The sequence below is a fragment of the Cerasibacillus sp. JNUCC 74 genome, from assembly GCF_053667775.1.
The window spans coordinates 1,132,816-1,150,159 of sequence record NZ_CM132207.1 but is presented as its reverse complement, the minus strand read 5'-3'; the positions used below and the strand labels follow the sequence as shown (position 1 = coordinate 1,150,159).

The window sequence follows — 17,344 nt, the reverse complement described above, 5'->3', positions numbered from 1 at the left end:
GAAACAGAAGATTAAAGGCTAAGTTCACAGGCGTCCTTGAACACGATGCGTCACTGTTGTAGTCCTTTTTGTCCTTAAAAAAGAAGAACGCTTTTTCTGCGTGCGATGCTTATTCAAGAAGCTTTCCTTGTCCTGTTGACTGAACAAATCGGGGGATTTAAGAGCCGTTTTTCTCACCATGATCGCAACATCATAAACAGATTTTTGACATAAGAAAAATATACCTCACAATAGCCACCTTGCCTTCCGTTAACAGTTCCTACTGCCAAGCCTGTAGTAGACTTTCACCACCAAGTTTTCGCCCATGAAAGTGCATATGAAAAATCCATTGTTCCTAATGAAACAATGGATTTTTCAGCAATTTTTAAAACGTACATATTTTTCTGTCGTTAAAAAATATTGCTTACATAAATCATTTAATCTACTACCTTATCATTAAGCTGATTGGCTATATCTGCAAGCAATGTAGCTGACGCTGATACTTCTTGCATCGAAGCATTTAATTCCTCGATAACAGCAACGATATTTTGCAAGTTGCCGCTTGATTCAACCGTAACATCAGATACATGATTAATAGACGAAGAAACATCATTCATACTATCTTTGACTTCATGCATTGCCGCTGATAAATCATGAATAAATTCATCGATTACGTCAACATCTTGGTAAATATCATTAAATACCTTTCCCATCTCTCCATTTCTTGAAACGCCTTGTTTAATTGATTTTCCACTTTCCTTAATAACATCTATCACTTCATTGGTGCCAGATTGAATTTCTTGAATGAGCTGTTGTGTTTTCGCAGTAGCATCATTTGTTTGTTCTGCAAGCTTACGAACTTCATCTGCAACTACCGAAAAACCTTTCCCGTGTTCTCCGGCACGAGCAGCCTCAATAGCAGCATTAAGCGAAAGTAAATTTGTTTGATTTGAAATATCCGTTATCAGTGACAATATTTCGCCAACCTGATTTGTTTTCTCATTTAATTCATTAACCACTTCAATCGAACGTTCTACTTGTTCACCAATCAGATCCATTTGTTTCGCTACATTAGCAACTACTTCATTCCCATTTTTTGCATTCGTTATCGCTGTTTTAGAAGTCTCTGCTACAAACTTGGTACTTTCATCAATTTCCGTTAAACTGAAAAATACTTGGGATGAAGATTCATTAATTGTTTGAATTGACTGAGCCTGGGCATCTGCTCCAGAAGCTAATTCCTGAATCGAAGCAGATATTTCTGCTGTTGCTTTACTCGTCTCTTCGGTTGTAGACATGAGCTGATTAGAAACTGTAGCTGTTTGCTCAGCCAACGCTAAAACTTCAGGACCATCTGTTTTATTATCTTGCTGAGCTACTGGAAGTTGATTCATGACCCATCGGTAGAGAGGATGGTTTGAAGAAGCCACTTCCAACTGGCTTGTGTCTACCCCTTCTTTATTTTTTAAAGGTGAAAACAAAAAATTTCCAAATAAGTATGCAAGAAACAGCGCTAATAGTATAATAATACCAATGAAGGACCATACAAAGATAGACTGTAAAGGAATGTCTAAGACAATAAATGTAAGAAATGTTAAAACAGGCAGTAAAACAATAACAAATGTGAAAAGTATTATATAAAGCAATAATATTTGTTGGATAGTTAAGGTTTTCGCTGTTTTTTTCATATTACTCCATCCTTAATCTATTTTAAATTCCGGAATACCCATAAATACCAAGGCTTCCTGCAAGTTCGTAAATGCTCTAATAGTATCATATGTTCCAGCACTTCTGGACAAGCGATTTAATTGCATTTTCAGTGCTACATTTGGTGCAACAGTAGCGTTTTTCTCGATATGACTGCTTACCCATTTCATTAATTCTCCCCACACTTCATTAACTTCCGGCTTAGCCACACCTTTAATGTTACTATTATCGTTGAGAAATTTTTTAATACCCGGTTGTTGTAAAGCACGTTTTGCTTCAGCAGCATGCTCCTTAGCTTCAGCTACAGTTTCAGCCATCTCAAAATAATTAAAATAAAGAACATCCTTATAAACTTTTATTTCATATTTAGCCATTCGTATTCTCCTTTTCTTCTACTACTGTTTTAAAAATATGCAAAGCATGAATCGCTTTAGGAAATCCTGCATAAGCACTACAATGATTGATTAATTCAAGAATTTCAGCCTTACTAACTCCAACTCGTAAAGCCGCATGAAAATGATACTGTAAGCCTCTCCCTGCATCGCCTTGTGTAATTAAAGACGCCAACGTTATAAGAGAACGCTGTTTTAAATCAAGATGATCATCTTGATAAACGTCACTATAACCGAATTCCAAAGCAAGTTTAGCTAAACGTGGTGAAAACCTTTCTACCTCTTTCATCGCTGCTATTCCTTTTGATCCAGCCAATTCTTCAATTTGCTTCCATCCTCGTTCCTGCTTATCCAATTTCTTCTCTCCCGTCTTAGTTTAAGTAATGCTTGATTACTAATTGAAAATCAGATCTTCAGATAGTTTATTACCCTCGTTTTAATGTAGGCGGTACTTCCTCTTTTTCTACTATGATTTCAATTACCGCAGTTTGTGGATGCTTTAATGCCGTTTTTGTTGCAGCAATAACTTCTTCCATTGTCATACAACGATAACCAGTTGCACCTAATGATTCAGCAAATTTTGCTGCATTCATTTCGGTCGTATATCTTGTCCCTACTGACCTACCTAAGTTATAGAGCATTCCTTTATCTACCATATCAAGCATTCCATTATTAAAAACAAAGAAAATCATATGAGCTTGTTGATTCACGGCGGTAGATATTTCTGTTCCATGCATCATCATACAGCCATCACCTGTAAAGCTTACAATCGGCGTTTCTGGTTCAGCTATTTTCGCCCCAATTGCAAAATTAAGACCATGTCCCATTGCACCAAATACATCGTCAAAAAAGAATGTACCAGGATTCACAATATCAAAATGCTTAATTGCATGAAAAGTATGGCTCCCGTCATCTCCAAATACGATGGTTTCCTCTGGTAAGAGCCCTCTTAAGCATTTCATAACCGCTGCTGTAGATATTTTTTGATAATTCGCATGTTTAATTTGCTCGTTCTCTCTTTCTAGCATTTCTTTTTGCCAATATGTTTGAAGATCTGGTGCTTCTCGCTTGGAAAAATAATTTATATTCAACTGATGAAGATTTACCTTCGCATCACCTTGAACAAATAAAGTTTCCACTGGAATTGATTTTCCAACAAAATCTGCAAATGGATCAAAATGAATGATTGTTTTTGGATAATGGTCTGGTTGCAAACCTGCTATCGACATATCACTTAACTTAGAGCCGATAACAACCATAACATCGACTCCTTCTTCCATATAAGCAGAAGCCGCTGCTGTACCGCCTAGTCCATATGCACCTAGTGACAGTCTATGTTTCGTAGGAAATGTGCCTTTACCTCCTGGCGTCGTCATGACTGGGATGTTCCATTTCTCAACAAACTCTAGTACCTGTCGATACGCCTTGGCTATGTGAACTCCTTTCCCTAACAATAAAACTGGTCGTTGTGCAGCATACAAAATTTGTGAAGCTTGTTCTAAATTTCCTGATACAGGAATATCGTTACTCCATTTAGAAGGTAAGGTGAATGACTCTGTCTTATCAATAAGCACATTGAGTGGAATAGACAAATGAACAGGTCCTTTTGCCCCAGTCAGCGCTTTTTCTAAAGCATGCTGTACATAATTTTTTAACAAGCTAGCATCTTCTACCTTTGCACTAAACAAAGTAACCGGACGAAACATTTCTGTTAAATCAGTACCGAACATACTCGAATCTTGTCCAACTGGTTTACCTGCATCCGTCAATGGTGGATGACCAGTGATAAACAAAACCGGTGCGTGATAAGCCTTTGCTTGTGCCGCTGCCGTAATAAGATTAGTTCCGCCTGGGCCAGATGTACCAATAGCGATACTCAGACTATCATTTTGCATGGCATAACCTGTCGCCATATAACCAGCACCGCATTCATGGCGCGCTAAAACAAAGTCAATTCCCTGCTTTTCCATTTCCAAGATAAGTGGTACAATAGGCTTTCCCGGAACTCCAAATGCGAACTGACAGCCTTGTTCCCTAATCATTTCTACAATATGTGCTGCAACTGTTGCCATATCTTTAGTATCCCTCCTAGAAGAATTATTAACTTCAGCTTTCTTTATATCGGCATATGTCAGGTATCTTTTAACCAATTCTTCAAATTATTGGATTCAGCTTTGCTGTTTCACTTGAATTTGTGAAAAGCCGGGAAAATCCTTCCTATACACTGATGTGCACAGATAAAATAAAGCTCTCCAAGCTAGCGTTTTAAACATGATGTAATAGAACGATTTTTTGCTTTTATCTAGAAAACTTTTTTATTCCAAACCTTTTACATATACATGTATCAACTTAATCTATAGATCTAACATTTTTAACATGCAAAAAAGCAAACCTTTATCTACGAGAGATATTAGCTTGCTTTTCAGAGAGTATATTTCGTTGTACTTGCAATGTCTAATTCCATTATAAAATGAACCTTCATTCAGTAGGAGTTTTCTTCCATCTCCTACTGAATGTTAGTACCACAAGGGTATGACCTAAAGGCCCTTGAACGAATCGGGCATTTAGGTGCGGTTTTCTCCCACTTAGACCTTTTGTATCAACTCAAGGCTCTTGAAGCGGGAGTCTTACGGCACCTTACATGCGGGATAAAAGACGAATTAGCTCGTTATTCTAATTACTTATGCAAAATATTAATTTAAAAATTTCACACAGACTACTTCCGGAACCTCTACCACAGAGTCTAACTGAGCTAGCTTACCTGTCTGTTGATTCCGTTCAAATAAAACTAAATTACCACTATGCTGATTAGCTGCAATAATGAAAGACTCTGTAGGATCTAACACAAAATCACGCGGCCATTCCCCGCCAGTAGCTGTAAACTCGATAAAGGAAAGCTTATCGGTTTTCTGATCAATTTGAAACAGTGCAATACTATTATGGCCACGATTTCCCGTGTATAAAAACTTCCCATCCGAAGAAATGTGAATAGCACTGGCATCGTTCGTTTCAGCAAAATCTGCTGGTTTGGCAAGAATCGTTTGTTTTTCAGAAAAACTTCCATTTTCCGTATCATAATCGAAAACAATCACTTCCGAGCTTAGTTCTGTGAGCACATATGCCGTTTTACCATTTGGGTGAAATTCAATATGACGTGGACCACTCCCCGATTTTACTTTTATAGTTTTATGACGCACAAGTTTGTTGGTATCGATACGATACGTAACCAGTTCATCTGTTCCTAAATCACAGATAATGACATAGTTACGGTCTGGCGTAAATCCTGCATAATGAACATGCGATTTTTCTTGCCGTTCATGAGGACCACTACCTGTATGTTGTATAAAGGAATCTACTTCTAATGTTTCCTTAGCTGTGAAAGAGTATAGACCGACTTCTCCCTTATGATAATTACCGGTTACTAATTTATCTTGATGGAAAGATAAGTGACATGGAGGCTTTCCTTCCGTTATTTGCTCGTCTAACTTAACCAATTCACCAGCTTCCCCATTAATCTTATAGGCTTGTACCCCACCTAATTCTCCATCTTGCCCAATAGAGAACAAATAACGATTATCCTCACTTATCGTTAAATACGTAGGACTTCCTACTTCAGCAACAGCTTTAACTGCTGTTAACTTTCGTGCTTTTGGATCGAATGCAAACCGATAGATTCCTTTACTTATTTTTCGGGTATAGGTTCCAGCATAACCAATATAATTTTTTTTCATGATGATATCCTTCCTTTTGAAAGAAATGTATACATAAAGTCTAATTGTAAATCAATAAAAAGTAAACCTGAAACCAAAAGCAGACACGGAGTGCTCAAGCTGTACAATTTTTCTTTCGTGATATCTTCAAGTAGCTTTCCTTATCCTTGAAAAACCGTGATGTATTGCCATCGGAGCCCTTTTTGTTCTTGAAAAAACCGCGATGCTTATTCAAGTAGTCTCTCTAGTCCTGCAATGTAAAACATCATTAAATAATAAAATAATCCCTGAACCAACTCGTAAAATATAACTATTATAGAAATCACCTAGCCAATCTGGAGGAGAAAGCGACTGTTGTTACTGATTGAGTTTTCTCACCTTTCTTACGACCATGATAACAACAATCGGTCCTCCTCCAATGATTACTTAGAAAAACTGGCTTGCCGCCAAATCTTTAACGAAAGCTGTAGTTTATTTTATACGAAGTGGGAGTCTTACGGTACCTTACATGCAGGATAAAGTGAAACTTATTAAACGGTTAAACCGCTACGGGCAGGATGTTCATCCGATATATTTACGTGACCTTTTCCAAATAAATGTTCCCTTAAAGTAACTGCTTCATAGTTTCTTCTAAAAATACCCCGTTCTTGTAAGACGGGTACAACATAATCAACAAATTCAGAAAAAGTTCCAGGGGAGTAAAATTGCGCAATATTGAAGCCATCTATATCCCCTTCTGTTGCCCAAACTTGCATTTCATCAGCGATTTGTTCAGGTGTCCCAATAAATTTTACAGTACCATTACCAAGTCCATGATTTTTTACCGCCTCTTTTAGTGTCCATTTCTTATTTGGATCTTTTGTGTACATATCTAAATTACCTTGTACAGCATCTGTTTCCATATTTTCAATATATTGATCAGGGTCATATTGGGCGAAATCTATTCCTGTATGTCCCGACAATAAAGCAGCAGTTCCCTCATAACTGACGTGTTCTGTTAATTGCTGATACTTTCGGTACGCTTCTTCTTCCGTTCGACCAACAATTGGAAGTATCATTAAAAAAATCTTTATATTTTTTGGATTTCTACCTTTCTTTTTTGCTCGCGCTCGTAAATCAATGGTGTATTCTTTTACAGCTTTTAAGGAATGGTTTTTCGTAAATACTGCTTCCGCATGCGTAGCAGCAAAATCCCTTCCTTTTGATGAGGCACCAGCTTGAAAAATAACCGGAGTTCGTTGCGGAGATGGCTCTACTAAATGCGGACCAGGAACATTGAAATATCTACCCTTGTGATTAATCAGATGCACTTTATTCGGATCAGCAAATTGATCATTGTTCTTGTCATAAACAACGGAATGTTCCTCCCAACTATGCTCCCAGAGCTTATACACCACTTCCAAAAATTCATCTGCTCGTTGATACCGAAGCTCTTTTGGTAAGCGGTCTTTAAGCCCAAGGTTTTTTGCTTCACTTTCCAAATATGAGGTCACGACATTCCAAGCAATCCTTCCATTGGTTAAGTGATCCAATGTAGAAAGCTGCCTTGCTAATGAATAAGGTTGTGCATAAGTAGTAGAAATAGTCGCAGCAAATCCTAAGTGCTTCGTCACAGCGGCCATAGCGGAAATGGGTACAAGCGGATCGTGTGCCGGAAGCTGAACTGCATGCGTTGTTGCTGCACGATGGCTATTTTCATACGTGCTATACGTACCTAATACATCGGCAATAAATAGAGCATCAAATTTTCCTTTTTCTAATATTTTCGCTACTTCTGTCCAGTACGATAAAGTATTATGTTTCCTTCCTAAATCTTTGTCATGTTTCCATAGCCCAATAGAATGCGGTGATGGTGAGTTTTGAATAAACCCATTTAAATGAATTTGCTTTGTCATCTTTTAATCTCCTCCATAATTGATATTTTCAAAGAGAGCACCCTTCATTAACTTAAATTAAATTATCCACATCGTTTTAGTTGGTTTTATAGTACTATTTGGATAAACCGTTTCGTTAATACTAGGATCTATTCAAGCAACCACTTCCTCGGATTAAAAATTAGACATAAAATTTTTTGGCATTCTAACTAAAAATGCCCCTTCCGATGAGGAAGAGGCATACATAACCATACAACACTTCTCATCTTTCAAGCAAAAAGCTTGCTGGAATTAGCACCTTGTTACAAGTAACGGTTGCTGCGGGATCACAGGACCAGGTTCCTCCCCCGACTCGAGATAAGATAAAGTTATTTATAAATAACATTTTCGGATAATACTCCATTTTGATGATTCCATCCTATTGAGCTATCATTATTATATCAAAACTAATTACCATCTATATATACTGTTAACATTAAACTCAGCTTGAATTATTTTTAATCTAAAAACGAACCTCTTTTCTGCAGAATATGTTTATATACTGATATCACAGCTGAGTTAAAGACAATTATGTGGAAGTTGAAAATGAGTTAAAAATTTAAAATAATTGTTTTATATCGATCCTGTACGATAATGTCAGAGTTTAGGAATAAGTCACCGAACCTCTTTATTAGGATTACTTTTTGTTTTTTCCTATATGACAAAATAAAATATACAATTAAAATGACAGCTCGTATAAAGGATAATTGAGGCGTAAATGTTTCAAAATCAAAACAACCTATTCATATCCTTCTTGATTTGTCACATTGGAGCTAGAAGTTCGATTTAGGAAATGTTTCCGTTTAATTCTTTCTTTAAATTTTATGCGGATCACCAATTAAAATCGAGTGCCGTATTTCTCTGTACCAGATATTTTTTATTACTAAAACGCAAAAATAGATATTTCATTTTTTGCTGTTATAGAATATTACAACTAATAATACTTAAAACAAAATAATCTGTCAAGTCATATTTTTGCGAATTATATTTCAACTTTTTGACCACAACCTAATAAAATTGCCTTTTTATAAATGCCTGTAGCGACGACTAAATCAAAATATGCGGACCCCACCGATTTAAAAAAGGTAATTTCATCATCAGAAGAACGAGATAATAATTCATAATCCGTTAGTTCCCCTACTATATCCCAAAAGTTAAAATCACTTTGCTTTTTAGCGTAAATTAATTCTCCTGCTTCTTCTTTTGCACTAGAAAGATCATCAACAACAATCTGAGTAGCACGTTTAATAGTTACAAGGTCAACCTCTCTCATCGAAGGTAAAAATGAACCAATCCCATTTATATGCGTTCCTGGTTGAAGATCCTTTCCAGCAAAAACAGGTTCATGCGATCGTGTGCTGCATATTATGATATCAGCTACTTGCACTATTTCTTTCGAGCGATTAACGACTCTAACAGGTATATCTATGCCCGAAGCTAAAAGATTTGTTTTAAAGCGTACAGCTTTTTCCAATGTCCGATTATATAGAACTATTTCTTCAAGTTCTCGTACAGCAAGTACACCCATCACTTGTTCAAAAGCCATTGCCCCAGTACCAATTATACCTAGTATTTTGGCATTAGCACGTGCGAGTTTGTCTGTAGCAATCGCACTTAATGCCCCTGTGCGTAAACGCGTTAAATAAGAAGCATCCATCATACAAATATGCTCACCAGTTGCAGCATTTGTCAGTAAAAGGACGCCCTGCGTCGTTTTTTTACCTTGTTTAGGGTTTTCTGGGAAAATGCTTACGACCTTTATTGATGCAATATCTGATGATAGATCTGCACTTGGCATATACAAGCTGGAGGCTTGATATTTCGGTAGACTAATCACCGTACGATGGGGGTTTACTATCTTTCCAGACTTTTTTGCATCTAAACCTAGTTTTATATCTTTTATCGCATCACTTATCGAATAGTGAGCTTGAATTTTCGTTTTTGAAATAATTAACATGGAACGCTCCTTTTCTGGCATTCAAAAGTCATTCATTTTGATTTTTTTAAAACTCCTCTTAAAACAAACATAACATTGGCAGGGCGCTCTGCTAAACGTCGCATATTATAGCCAAACCAATCTTCACCATAAGGCAGGTAGATTCTAACTTTGTAACCTTCTTTTAATAATCTGTCCTGCAGGTCATTCCGAATCCCATAAAGCATTTGAAATTCGAATTGATCCCGTGATAGATGATAGGTTTGTTCTAGTTCCTTTGTATATGCGATTATTTCATCATCATGTGTTGCTATTGCCGTATAATTACCATACAATAAGTTTTGTTTGATTATTTTTTTGTAATTTTTATCGACATCGGCTTTATTAGGAAAAGCAACCTCCTCGGATTCTTTGTATGCTCCTTTAACTAAACGCAAATACGGTTTATATTCATTCAATGCCTCTAAATCTTTTTCTACTCGATATAAATAAGCTTGTAAAACCGTACCGACATTATCGAATTCCTGTTTTAAAGTAGTAAAAATATCTAACGTCTGCTCCAACTGCCCATAATCTTCCATATCCAGCGTTACAATCACTTGATGTTCTTTCGCAATCTGCATTATATTTCGCATGTTTTCCATAACAAGCTCGTAAGAAATATCCATTCCTAATGATGTTAGCTTTAACGACAACTCTGCATTTAATTGTTGATGAGCAATGACCTGAATAGCACGGATACATTCCTGTGCTGACTGTCTAGCTTCCGTTTCATTATCGATAAATTCGCCTAAATGATCAACCGTTATAACAAAGCCCTTTTCATTCAATTCCTTTATTTTTTTGGCAGCTTCATGAATATTTACACCTGCTACAAAGCGAGATGCTCCAAATCGGAATCCATATTTTTTGGCTGCTTTTGTTAACGCTTTATTGTTTGATAAAAATAAAAAGAAATTTCGCATTAATTGTTCCATGTTTATCTTCCCTCCCAACCATCTCGAAATTCTGTCTTAGACAGAACAAAATCCTAGAAGCGCTCGGTCAGCGACGTAACAAAGAAAATATACTACTAAAAACAGGGGGATGCCAACGCCTGAGCATCAAGCCCACCTTTAGTCGGCCTTCCTTTAGATTCGAGACGACGTTGATTTATCATAGAAAGGAAATCCAAGTTTACTAGGCATTGAGCACGCAAGCTAGACGAAGCTACTTTTCAAAAAAGTTATCCATGAAGAAACGGATATCTTCTCCTAAACACGAAAATCGGTGTAGGAAATGAAATAAAAAAGGGCCCCCTATAGTTGATGTTGCCAACCATGGAGGGAAATACGAGGTCTCTATATTAGTTAAAACATTTCAGAAGTTGTTTTTCCTTGCATATGCTGAATTAAATAGTCTGGTCCACCGGCTTTTGAATCGGTTCCAGACATGTTAAAGCCGCCAAATGGCTGATAGCCTACGATTGCCGCTGTACAGCCTCGATTAAAGTATAGGTTTCCGACATGGAAATCTTCTCTTGCCTGTTCCATATGTTCACGATTATTTGTAATAACTGCACCGGTTAAACCATACTCCGTGTTATTAGCAATATCTATAGCCTCTGTAAAATCTTTTGCTTTAGTTAAAGCAACCACCGGTCCAAATATCTCCTCCTGCATTATTCGCGCTTTTGGATTTACATCAGCAAACACGGTTGGATGAATCATCCAGCCCTTACTATCATCACCGTTTCCACCGATTAATAACTCACCTTCTTGCTTACCAATTTCAATATAATCCATTATTTTATCGTATGCTGCTTGATCGATAACCGGACCCATAAAGTGTGTATTATCATGTGGATTGCCAACCGACAATTCATTTGTTAATTCAACGATGCGATTTTTAACTTCTTCATAAACATCCTCATGAATAACCACCCGTGAACATGCAGAACATTTTTGACCTGAAAAACCGAAAGCAGACTGAACAACGGATTGAGCAGCTAATTCCAGATCCGCTTCTTTATCAACGATAATCGTATCTTTTCCGCCCATTTCAATAATGGTGCGCTTTAACCAAATCTGTCCCTCTTGAACTTTAGCAGCACGTTCAAAGATACGGGTACCGACCTCACGAGAACCGGTAAAGCTTATAAAACGTGTACGCGGATGATCGACTAAATAATCACCAACCTCTTTTCCCGAACCAGGAATATAATTGATTACTCCTTTGGGAAGTCCTGCTTCTTCTAATACTTCCATAAATTTATAAGCAATAACCGGTGTTGCACTGGCAGGCTTAAGCAATACTGTATTTCCTGTAACCATAGCAGCAACAGTGGTGCCAGCCATAATAGCAAATAAAAAGTTCCATGGTGAAATAACGACACCAACGCCTAGTGGGATATAATGATATTGGTTATGCTCAATTGGACGGCTATTTATTTTTACTCCATCCTTCAACTTCAACATTTGCCTTCCGTAATACTCTAAGAAGTCAATTGCTTCAGCAGTATCTGCATCTGCTTCCTTCCATGGCTTACCGCCTTCCTTGATTAGGTGCGCAGTAAATTCGTACTTCCTTCGGCGAATAATTGCTGCTGCGCGAAATAGCAGATCTGCTCGGAAATTTGGATCCGATTTTCTCCAAGTGGTAAAAGTTTTATCCGCTACTTGTATTGCTCTTTCTGCTAAATCCTGATTTGCCTTAGAGACATAGCCGACTACCTCATTCTTATTAGCCGGATTTACAGATACGATTTTCTCTTCGGTTGTAACTCGTTCTCCGCCAATAATAAGTGGATATTCCTTACCAAGCTCTTTCTCCACTTTTTTAAGGGCAGAAAGCATTTTTTGCTTATTTTCTTCCACTGTAAAATCAGTAAATGGCTCATGTTTGTATGGTACTACCATGTAAAAACCCCCTTATTATAATTGAACACCCCGAAAAGGAAGCGTTTTCAATAAGATCAGCACTTTAACGATTCAAAGTTATACTGCATTATTTAATTACCACCATAATCCTTTTTCGATTATATTATTCTTTGTTTTCTTCTCAATTGGAGTATATTTATATACTTAAAACGGTAATAATTTTCAAATTATTTTTCTTAAAACAATTTAAGTATTACTTAAATTGTGGTTAACTAAATTATAAGATAGTTTTTGCTTTTTCGTCAACTAATTGCTTAGAAGTTATTCAAAAAGGGATAAGAATCACCTAATGGAACTAACGGATTTTTCTTATGTTGTCCTTTCAACCCATATAATTTTTTGAGCAAAAAGTGTAAGCCATCGTTTAGCGACGGTCAAACTGGAGCTCTTCTGACGAGTTAAAGGAAATACGGTGATGAAAGGAGACGATGTTGACTTATCGTAGGAAGAAAAGCGAAGTTTGCTAGTCGCTCGAGCGCTTACGCTGGACACAAAAGTGTAAGCCTCGGGTTAGCGACGTACTAACTGGAGCTCTTCTGACGAGATAAAGGAAATACGATGACGAAAGGAGACGATGTTGACTTATCGTAGGAAGAAAAGTGAAGTTTGCTAGTCGCTCGAGCGCTTACGCTGGACGACGAAGAATGAATTGCAAAAAAAGGATATGTGGCATGTAAAAACGGATCTCGTTTTCCAGCCAGTCAAAAAACTACCTAGAAAGGAGAGGGATAAATGGAAACATCATGGAATCTTGGAGTAAGAATCAAACAGCTGCGTAAGCAAAAGAACTTAACATTAAAAAATATTTCAGAGAAAACGGGATTATCTATCAGTTTTTTATCCCAATTAGAACATTCTAAAACATCAGCTACTTTGGAGTCATTTAAAAAGATTTCCGATGCCTTAGAGGTTCACCCTAGCTATTTTTTTAATCAACCGAAAGCTTCGCGCTCTGTCATTACGCGAAATATTGTAGATACATTGAATGCAACAGAAAATCGCTTTATTTATAAAAATTTATCTGGCGGGATGGAAAATCCAGCTTTTATTCCTAATCTTATAATTCTTGATCCTGACGCAAATCGTGGCAATAATTTTTCTCATAAAGGGCAGGAGTTTTTATACGTATTAGAAGGAACATTAACGATTGAGGTAGACCATCAACTAGAAGTGTTACATCCACATGATTGTGTTTTCCTGGATTCATCCAAGCCACATTATTGGTATAACAGAACAGATAAACCGATTAAGTTTTTATGTATTTCTACAACAGAATAAGACCACACAGTACTGGTTGTGCGGTCTTATGTTACATGTAACAACGAGTTTTAGCGGAAGTGTAAAGTTAAACATGCATATTAAATCAGATTTTACAATGAATATATAAAATTGGTATAGATACAGAACAATCTGTTTGCTTTGGCTATGTCTCTAGTCTTCTAATATTACTACTTGAGACTAGATCACCCTTTTATAAATGGCTGTCAATAAAAACTGTTAGTACTTTAGCAGGCTCATTATCAACAGGAACAAACAGGTGAGGTTTACCTCCTTTAAAATAAGCACTATCCCCTTTTTCCATATAGTGCTGTTTACCTTCATAGCGTAAATAAATTGCCCCTTCCAATATATAAATAAACTCATCCTGTGAATGCGTATAAGCCTCATGTCTTATATTCATATCACGCGGCGTCACATGGACAATCGTTGGTTCAATCCCACTAAATCTAGAACGATTCGCCAACAATTCATATGAATACCCCATATTGTCATCGCCTACCTTAAACTGACGCTTTGTATGGGAAAGGATGACTAGATCACGTTCTTCCTGATCATCAAGTACCCATGATAGTGGAACATGTAATGCCTCACTAATCTTTGATAATGTGGCTATCGCTGAAGCAGTTTGTCCGTTTTCAATCTTTGATAATAAACTTTTTGATATACCGCATTCATCTGCCACTTGCTGTTGTGTTTTTTTTGCTCGTAGACGCATTTGCTTAATTTTTGCTCCAATATTGTTCAGATTTATTGTTATTCTCCCCTTCCACTATAATAAATACCTAACTTCAACTAGAACCGAATACTTATTGTATCAGTTTTGCATACAATTAAATGCAAGAAGAAAATGTTTACTAGTGTTATGTAACTGATGCAAACAATCGACTAGTTGCACTTGTTCTTAAAACATTAAAGGTAAGTGCTAACTTTATGCAACTGGTAATAATTAAGAGAAGGAAGACAATGGATGGAATCAGTTGTTCATCGCTTCACCTACATTTCATCCATTACGGGCAGTACTTTCCCGCCCTCCCTCTATTAAAGATAAATATATTTAATCATAAAATAGAAGCGAACCAACGTCAAATCAATATTGGGAAAAATGAATACACTCCTAAATGAATACCTCTTACAAGTTAGTTCGAGACAGGAAAAAGCTAGAATACATATCGTTTCAATGCATTCTAGCCCTGTAAATATAGAATTAGTTATTTAACAGTTGGTAAACTCTTGCTTCATAAGGTCTTAGAGAAACCCTATTCATATCCCCCAAAGACGGCGCTGGATAATTACTAATAAGTAACTTGCTATCAGTTAGCGTTACGTTTTTCGGTAAAATGAACTCCGCTTCCTCATGGAATAGATTTGTAATCACTATTACTTTTTGATCTTCAAGCGTCCTTACATACGCATAAATTTGATCATGGTCTTCTAAAATAAGATCATAACTGCCATAAATAAGTACTGGGAGCTCTTTTCTTAACTGGATTAACTGACGATAATAATGATAAATGGAGTTTGGATTAGCTAGTTCACGTTCGACATTCACTTCCTTATAATTAGGATTTACTTTTAGCCAAGGTTTTCCTGACGTAAAGCCTGCATTTTCTTTATCATTCCATTGCATTGGGGTCCTAGAGTTATCTCGTCCATTTTTCCAAATGATTTTCATGATCTCTTCATGACTTTTTCCATTTTCCCGCTCGTCTGCATACAGATTTTTGCAGGAAACATCGTTGTAATCCTCAATGGAATCAAACTGAACATTGGTCATCCCAATTTCCTGACCTTGATATATAAACGGCGTTCCTTGCATCAGAAAATAAAGAGTAGCTAAACATTTTGCTGATTCTCTGCGATAAGCTTGATCATTTCCCCAGGTTGATACCGAACGAGGCTGATCATGATTTTCCAAAAACAGCGCATTCCATCCATTTCGCTCAAGGCCTTTTTGCCACTTGGTTAATGTCCTTTTTAATGCATGAATATCCAATCCACCGGAAATACTTTTTCCCCAAAGGTCGAGATGTTCAAATTGAAAAACCATATTAAATTTACCCTCTTGCTCACCAACCCATAAATGAGCATCGTCTACCGTTACACCGTTCGCTTCACCAACGGTTACAATATCATACTTAGCAAATGTTTCTTGTTTTAATTCTGCTAAAAACTCATGAATTCCTTCACGATTCATATGACCTTCAAAGGAAGGAGCATATTTTTTATTTTCCATATTTGGCACATCTGGAAATCCTGGCACCTTTTTAATATGAGAAATAGCATCAATACGAAATCCATCAATCCCTTTATCCAACCACCAATTAATCATATCGTATAAACTTTTACGGACATTTGAATTTTCCCAGTTTAAGTCGGGCTGTTTCTTGGAAAAAACATGTAAATAATACGCGTGTGTTTGTTCATCATATTCCCATGCTGATCCGCCGAATATGGAAGCCCAATTATTTGGCTCTTTTCCATTTTTGCCTTCATGCCAAATATAGTAATCTCGATACGGATTATCTCGTGACGAACGAGATTCGATAAACCATGGATGTTCATCAGACGTATGATTGATTACTAGGTCCATAATCAGTTTCATCCCACGACGATGAACCTCTTCCAAAAGTAAATCGAAATTTTCCATCGTTCCAAATTCAGGCATGATTGCTCGGTAATCACTTATGTCGTAGCCATTATCGTCATTAGGTGATTGATAAACCGGGCTTAACCAGATTAAATCAACACCAAGATCTTTTAAATAATCCAGCTTAGAAATAACCCCATTAATATCACCAATTCCATCACCATTTGAATCCATAAAACTGCGAGGATAAATTTGGTAGGCTACAGCTTCTTTCCACCATACTTGTTTCATATCTATGACTCCTTCTTCCTATATTATTTCTAGTTAATTAGGTATGCTGTTTTATTCGTTAACTATATATAGATTTAATAAAATAACAATTCGCTTAATTATTAATTGCGACTATCCATTTGTATTTGAAAAGGCTCTTCGTCATCCCTTCACCATCCTATATGACAGGAATAAAGGCTCGCTATTTTTCTTTTAAAAATAATTGTCATCCCTACAGCTTTCCGAGTCTACCAAAGATTTCTATTCTCACATGGACTGCCGTAAAATGAGTCTTGTTAATAGTGCAATTCCTTCTTCAACATGATCGTAAGCAATATAAGAATAAGCCCATATAAATTCATAAGTGGATCCTAATTCCTGTGATTTTTCTGAAGAAACAATATATCATTATCTGTCTTTAAATTCCCATCTACATTATCTGCTGCAATAGATTGACTTACTTCCTACAAGGTAATAATTAGTGCAATCGTTTTCTATATTTTACAAAGCTGCTCTTCCATAAGTATATAGTAGTTTAAATATAATCCTAGTTACTTATATGTGTTTTTTATTTCCAACAAATTAAAAACTAGCGAGCCTCTTTGCGCAAACGATTGCATTACAATCATATAGTAGAATTTAAGATAGGTC

The 17,344-nt window shown here is 36.6% G+C and carries 12 protein-coding genes and 1 riboswitch; of the genes, 1 reads left to right on the top strand and 11 read right to left on the bottom strand.

Annotated elements, in window-relative coordinates:
- Positions 1–416: 416 nt before the first annotated feature.
- The 9 genes from JNUCC74_RS05140 to pruA all read right to left on the bottom strand — a co-directional run bounded on the left by JNUCC74_RS05140 (position 417) and on the right by pruA (position 12,534).
- A complete protein-coding gene (locus JNUCC74_RS05140; RefSeq protein ID WP_454067181.1) occupies positions 417–1,667 on the bottom strand; it encodes a methyl-accepting chemotaxis protein in 1,251 nt (416 codons plus the stop codon).
- A gap of 12 nt (positions 1,668–1,679) precedes the next feature.
- On the bottom strand, positions 1,680–2,060 hold the full coding sequence (locus JNUCC74_RS05135; protein WP_454067180.1) for a hypothetical protein: 381 nt from the start codon (positions 2,058–2,060) through the stop codon (positions 1,680–1,682).
- A complete protein-coding gene (locus JNUCC74_RS05130) occupies positions 2,053–2,433 on the bottom strand; it encodes a carboxymuconolactone decarboxylase family protein (RefSeq protein WP_077319820.1) in 381 nt (126 codons plus the stop codon). Before JNUCC74_RS05130 ends, JNUCC74_RS05135 begins: the two co-directional genes overlap by 8 nt.
- Positions 2,434–2,503: 70 nt before the next feature.
- Complete coding sequence (locus JNUCC74_RS05125; protein ID WP_454067179.1) at positions 2,504–4,150, bottom strand: thiamine pyrophosphate-binding protein; 1,647 nt, start codon at positions 4,148–4,150, stop codon at positions 2,504–2,506.
- A 621-nt stretch (positions 4,151–4,771) separates the two neighbouring features.
- Complete coding sequence (locus tag JNUCC74_RS05120) at positions 4,772–5,809, bottom strand: lactonase family protein (RefSeq protein ID WP_454067178.1); 1,038 nt, start codon at positions 5,807–5,809, stop codon at positions 4,772–4,774.
- 509 nt (positions 5,810–6,318) lie between these two features.
- Complete coding sequence (locus JNUCC74_RS05115) at positions 6,319–7,683, bottom strand: LLM class flavin-dependent oxidoreductase (protein ID WP_454067177.1); 1,365 nt, start codon at positions 7,681–7,683, stop codon at positions 6,319–6,321.
- 238 nt (positions 7,684–7,921) lie between these two features.
- Positions 7,922–8,026, bottom strand: a riboswitch (SAM riboswitch).
- 657 nt (positions 8,027–8,683) lie between these two features.
- Positions 8,684–9,658: an ornithine cyclodeaminase family protein gene (locus tag JNUCC74_RS05110; protein WP_454067176.1), complete on the bottom strand. Its 975-nt coding sequence runs from the start codon at positions 9,656–9,658 to the stop codon at positions 8,684–8,686.
- A 32-nt stretch (positions 9,659–9,690) separates the two neighbouring features.
- On the bottom strand, positions 9,691–10,614 hold the full coding sequence (locus tag JNUCC74_RS05105) for a proline dehydrogenase family protein (protein ID WP_454067175.1): 924 nt from the start codon (positions 10,612–10,614) through the stop codon (positions 9,691–9,693).
- A 372-nt stretch (positions 10,615–10,986) separates the two neighbouring features.
- The gene (pruA, locus tag JNUCC74_RS05100) at positions 10,987–12,534 is read right to left on the bottom strand and encodes an L-glutamate gamma-semialdehyde dehydrogenase (RefSeq protein ID WP_454067174.1); all 1,548 of its coding nucleotides are present in this window, start codon (positions 12,532–12,534) and stop codon (positions 10,987–10,989) included.
- 753 nt (positions 12,535–13,287) lie between these two features.
- On the opposite strand from pruA, the gene JNUCC74_RS05095 reads away from it, so the two are divergent.
- Positions 13,288–13,833 (top strand): helix-turn-helix domain-containing protein, encoded by a 546-nt coding sequence (locus JNUCC74_RS05095; RefSeq protein ID WP_454067173.1) that lies wholly within the window; start codon positions 13,288–13,290, stop codon positions 13,831–13,833.
- A gap of 193 nt (positions 13,834–14,026) precedes the next feature.
- On the opposite strand, the gene JNUCC74_RS05090 is transcribed toward JNUCC74_RS05095, so the two are convergent.
- A complete protein-coding gene (locus JNUCC74_RS05090) occupies positions 14,027–14,572 on the bottom strand; it encodes a helix-turn-helix domain-containing protein (RefSeq protein ID WP_281250290.1) in 546 nt (181 codons plus the stop codon).
- Positions 14,573–15,040: 468 nt separating this feature from the next.
- Positions 15,041–16,714 carry a glycoside hydrolase family 13 protein gene (locus tag JNUCC74_RS05085; protein ID WP_454067172.1) on the bottom strand — a complete coding sequence of 558 codons (1,674 nt, stop codon included), beginning with the start codon at positions 16,712–16,714 and terminating at the stop codon, positions 15,041–15,043.
- Between the last annotated feature and the right edge of the window lie 630 nt (positions 16,715–17,344).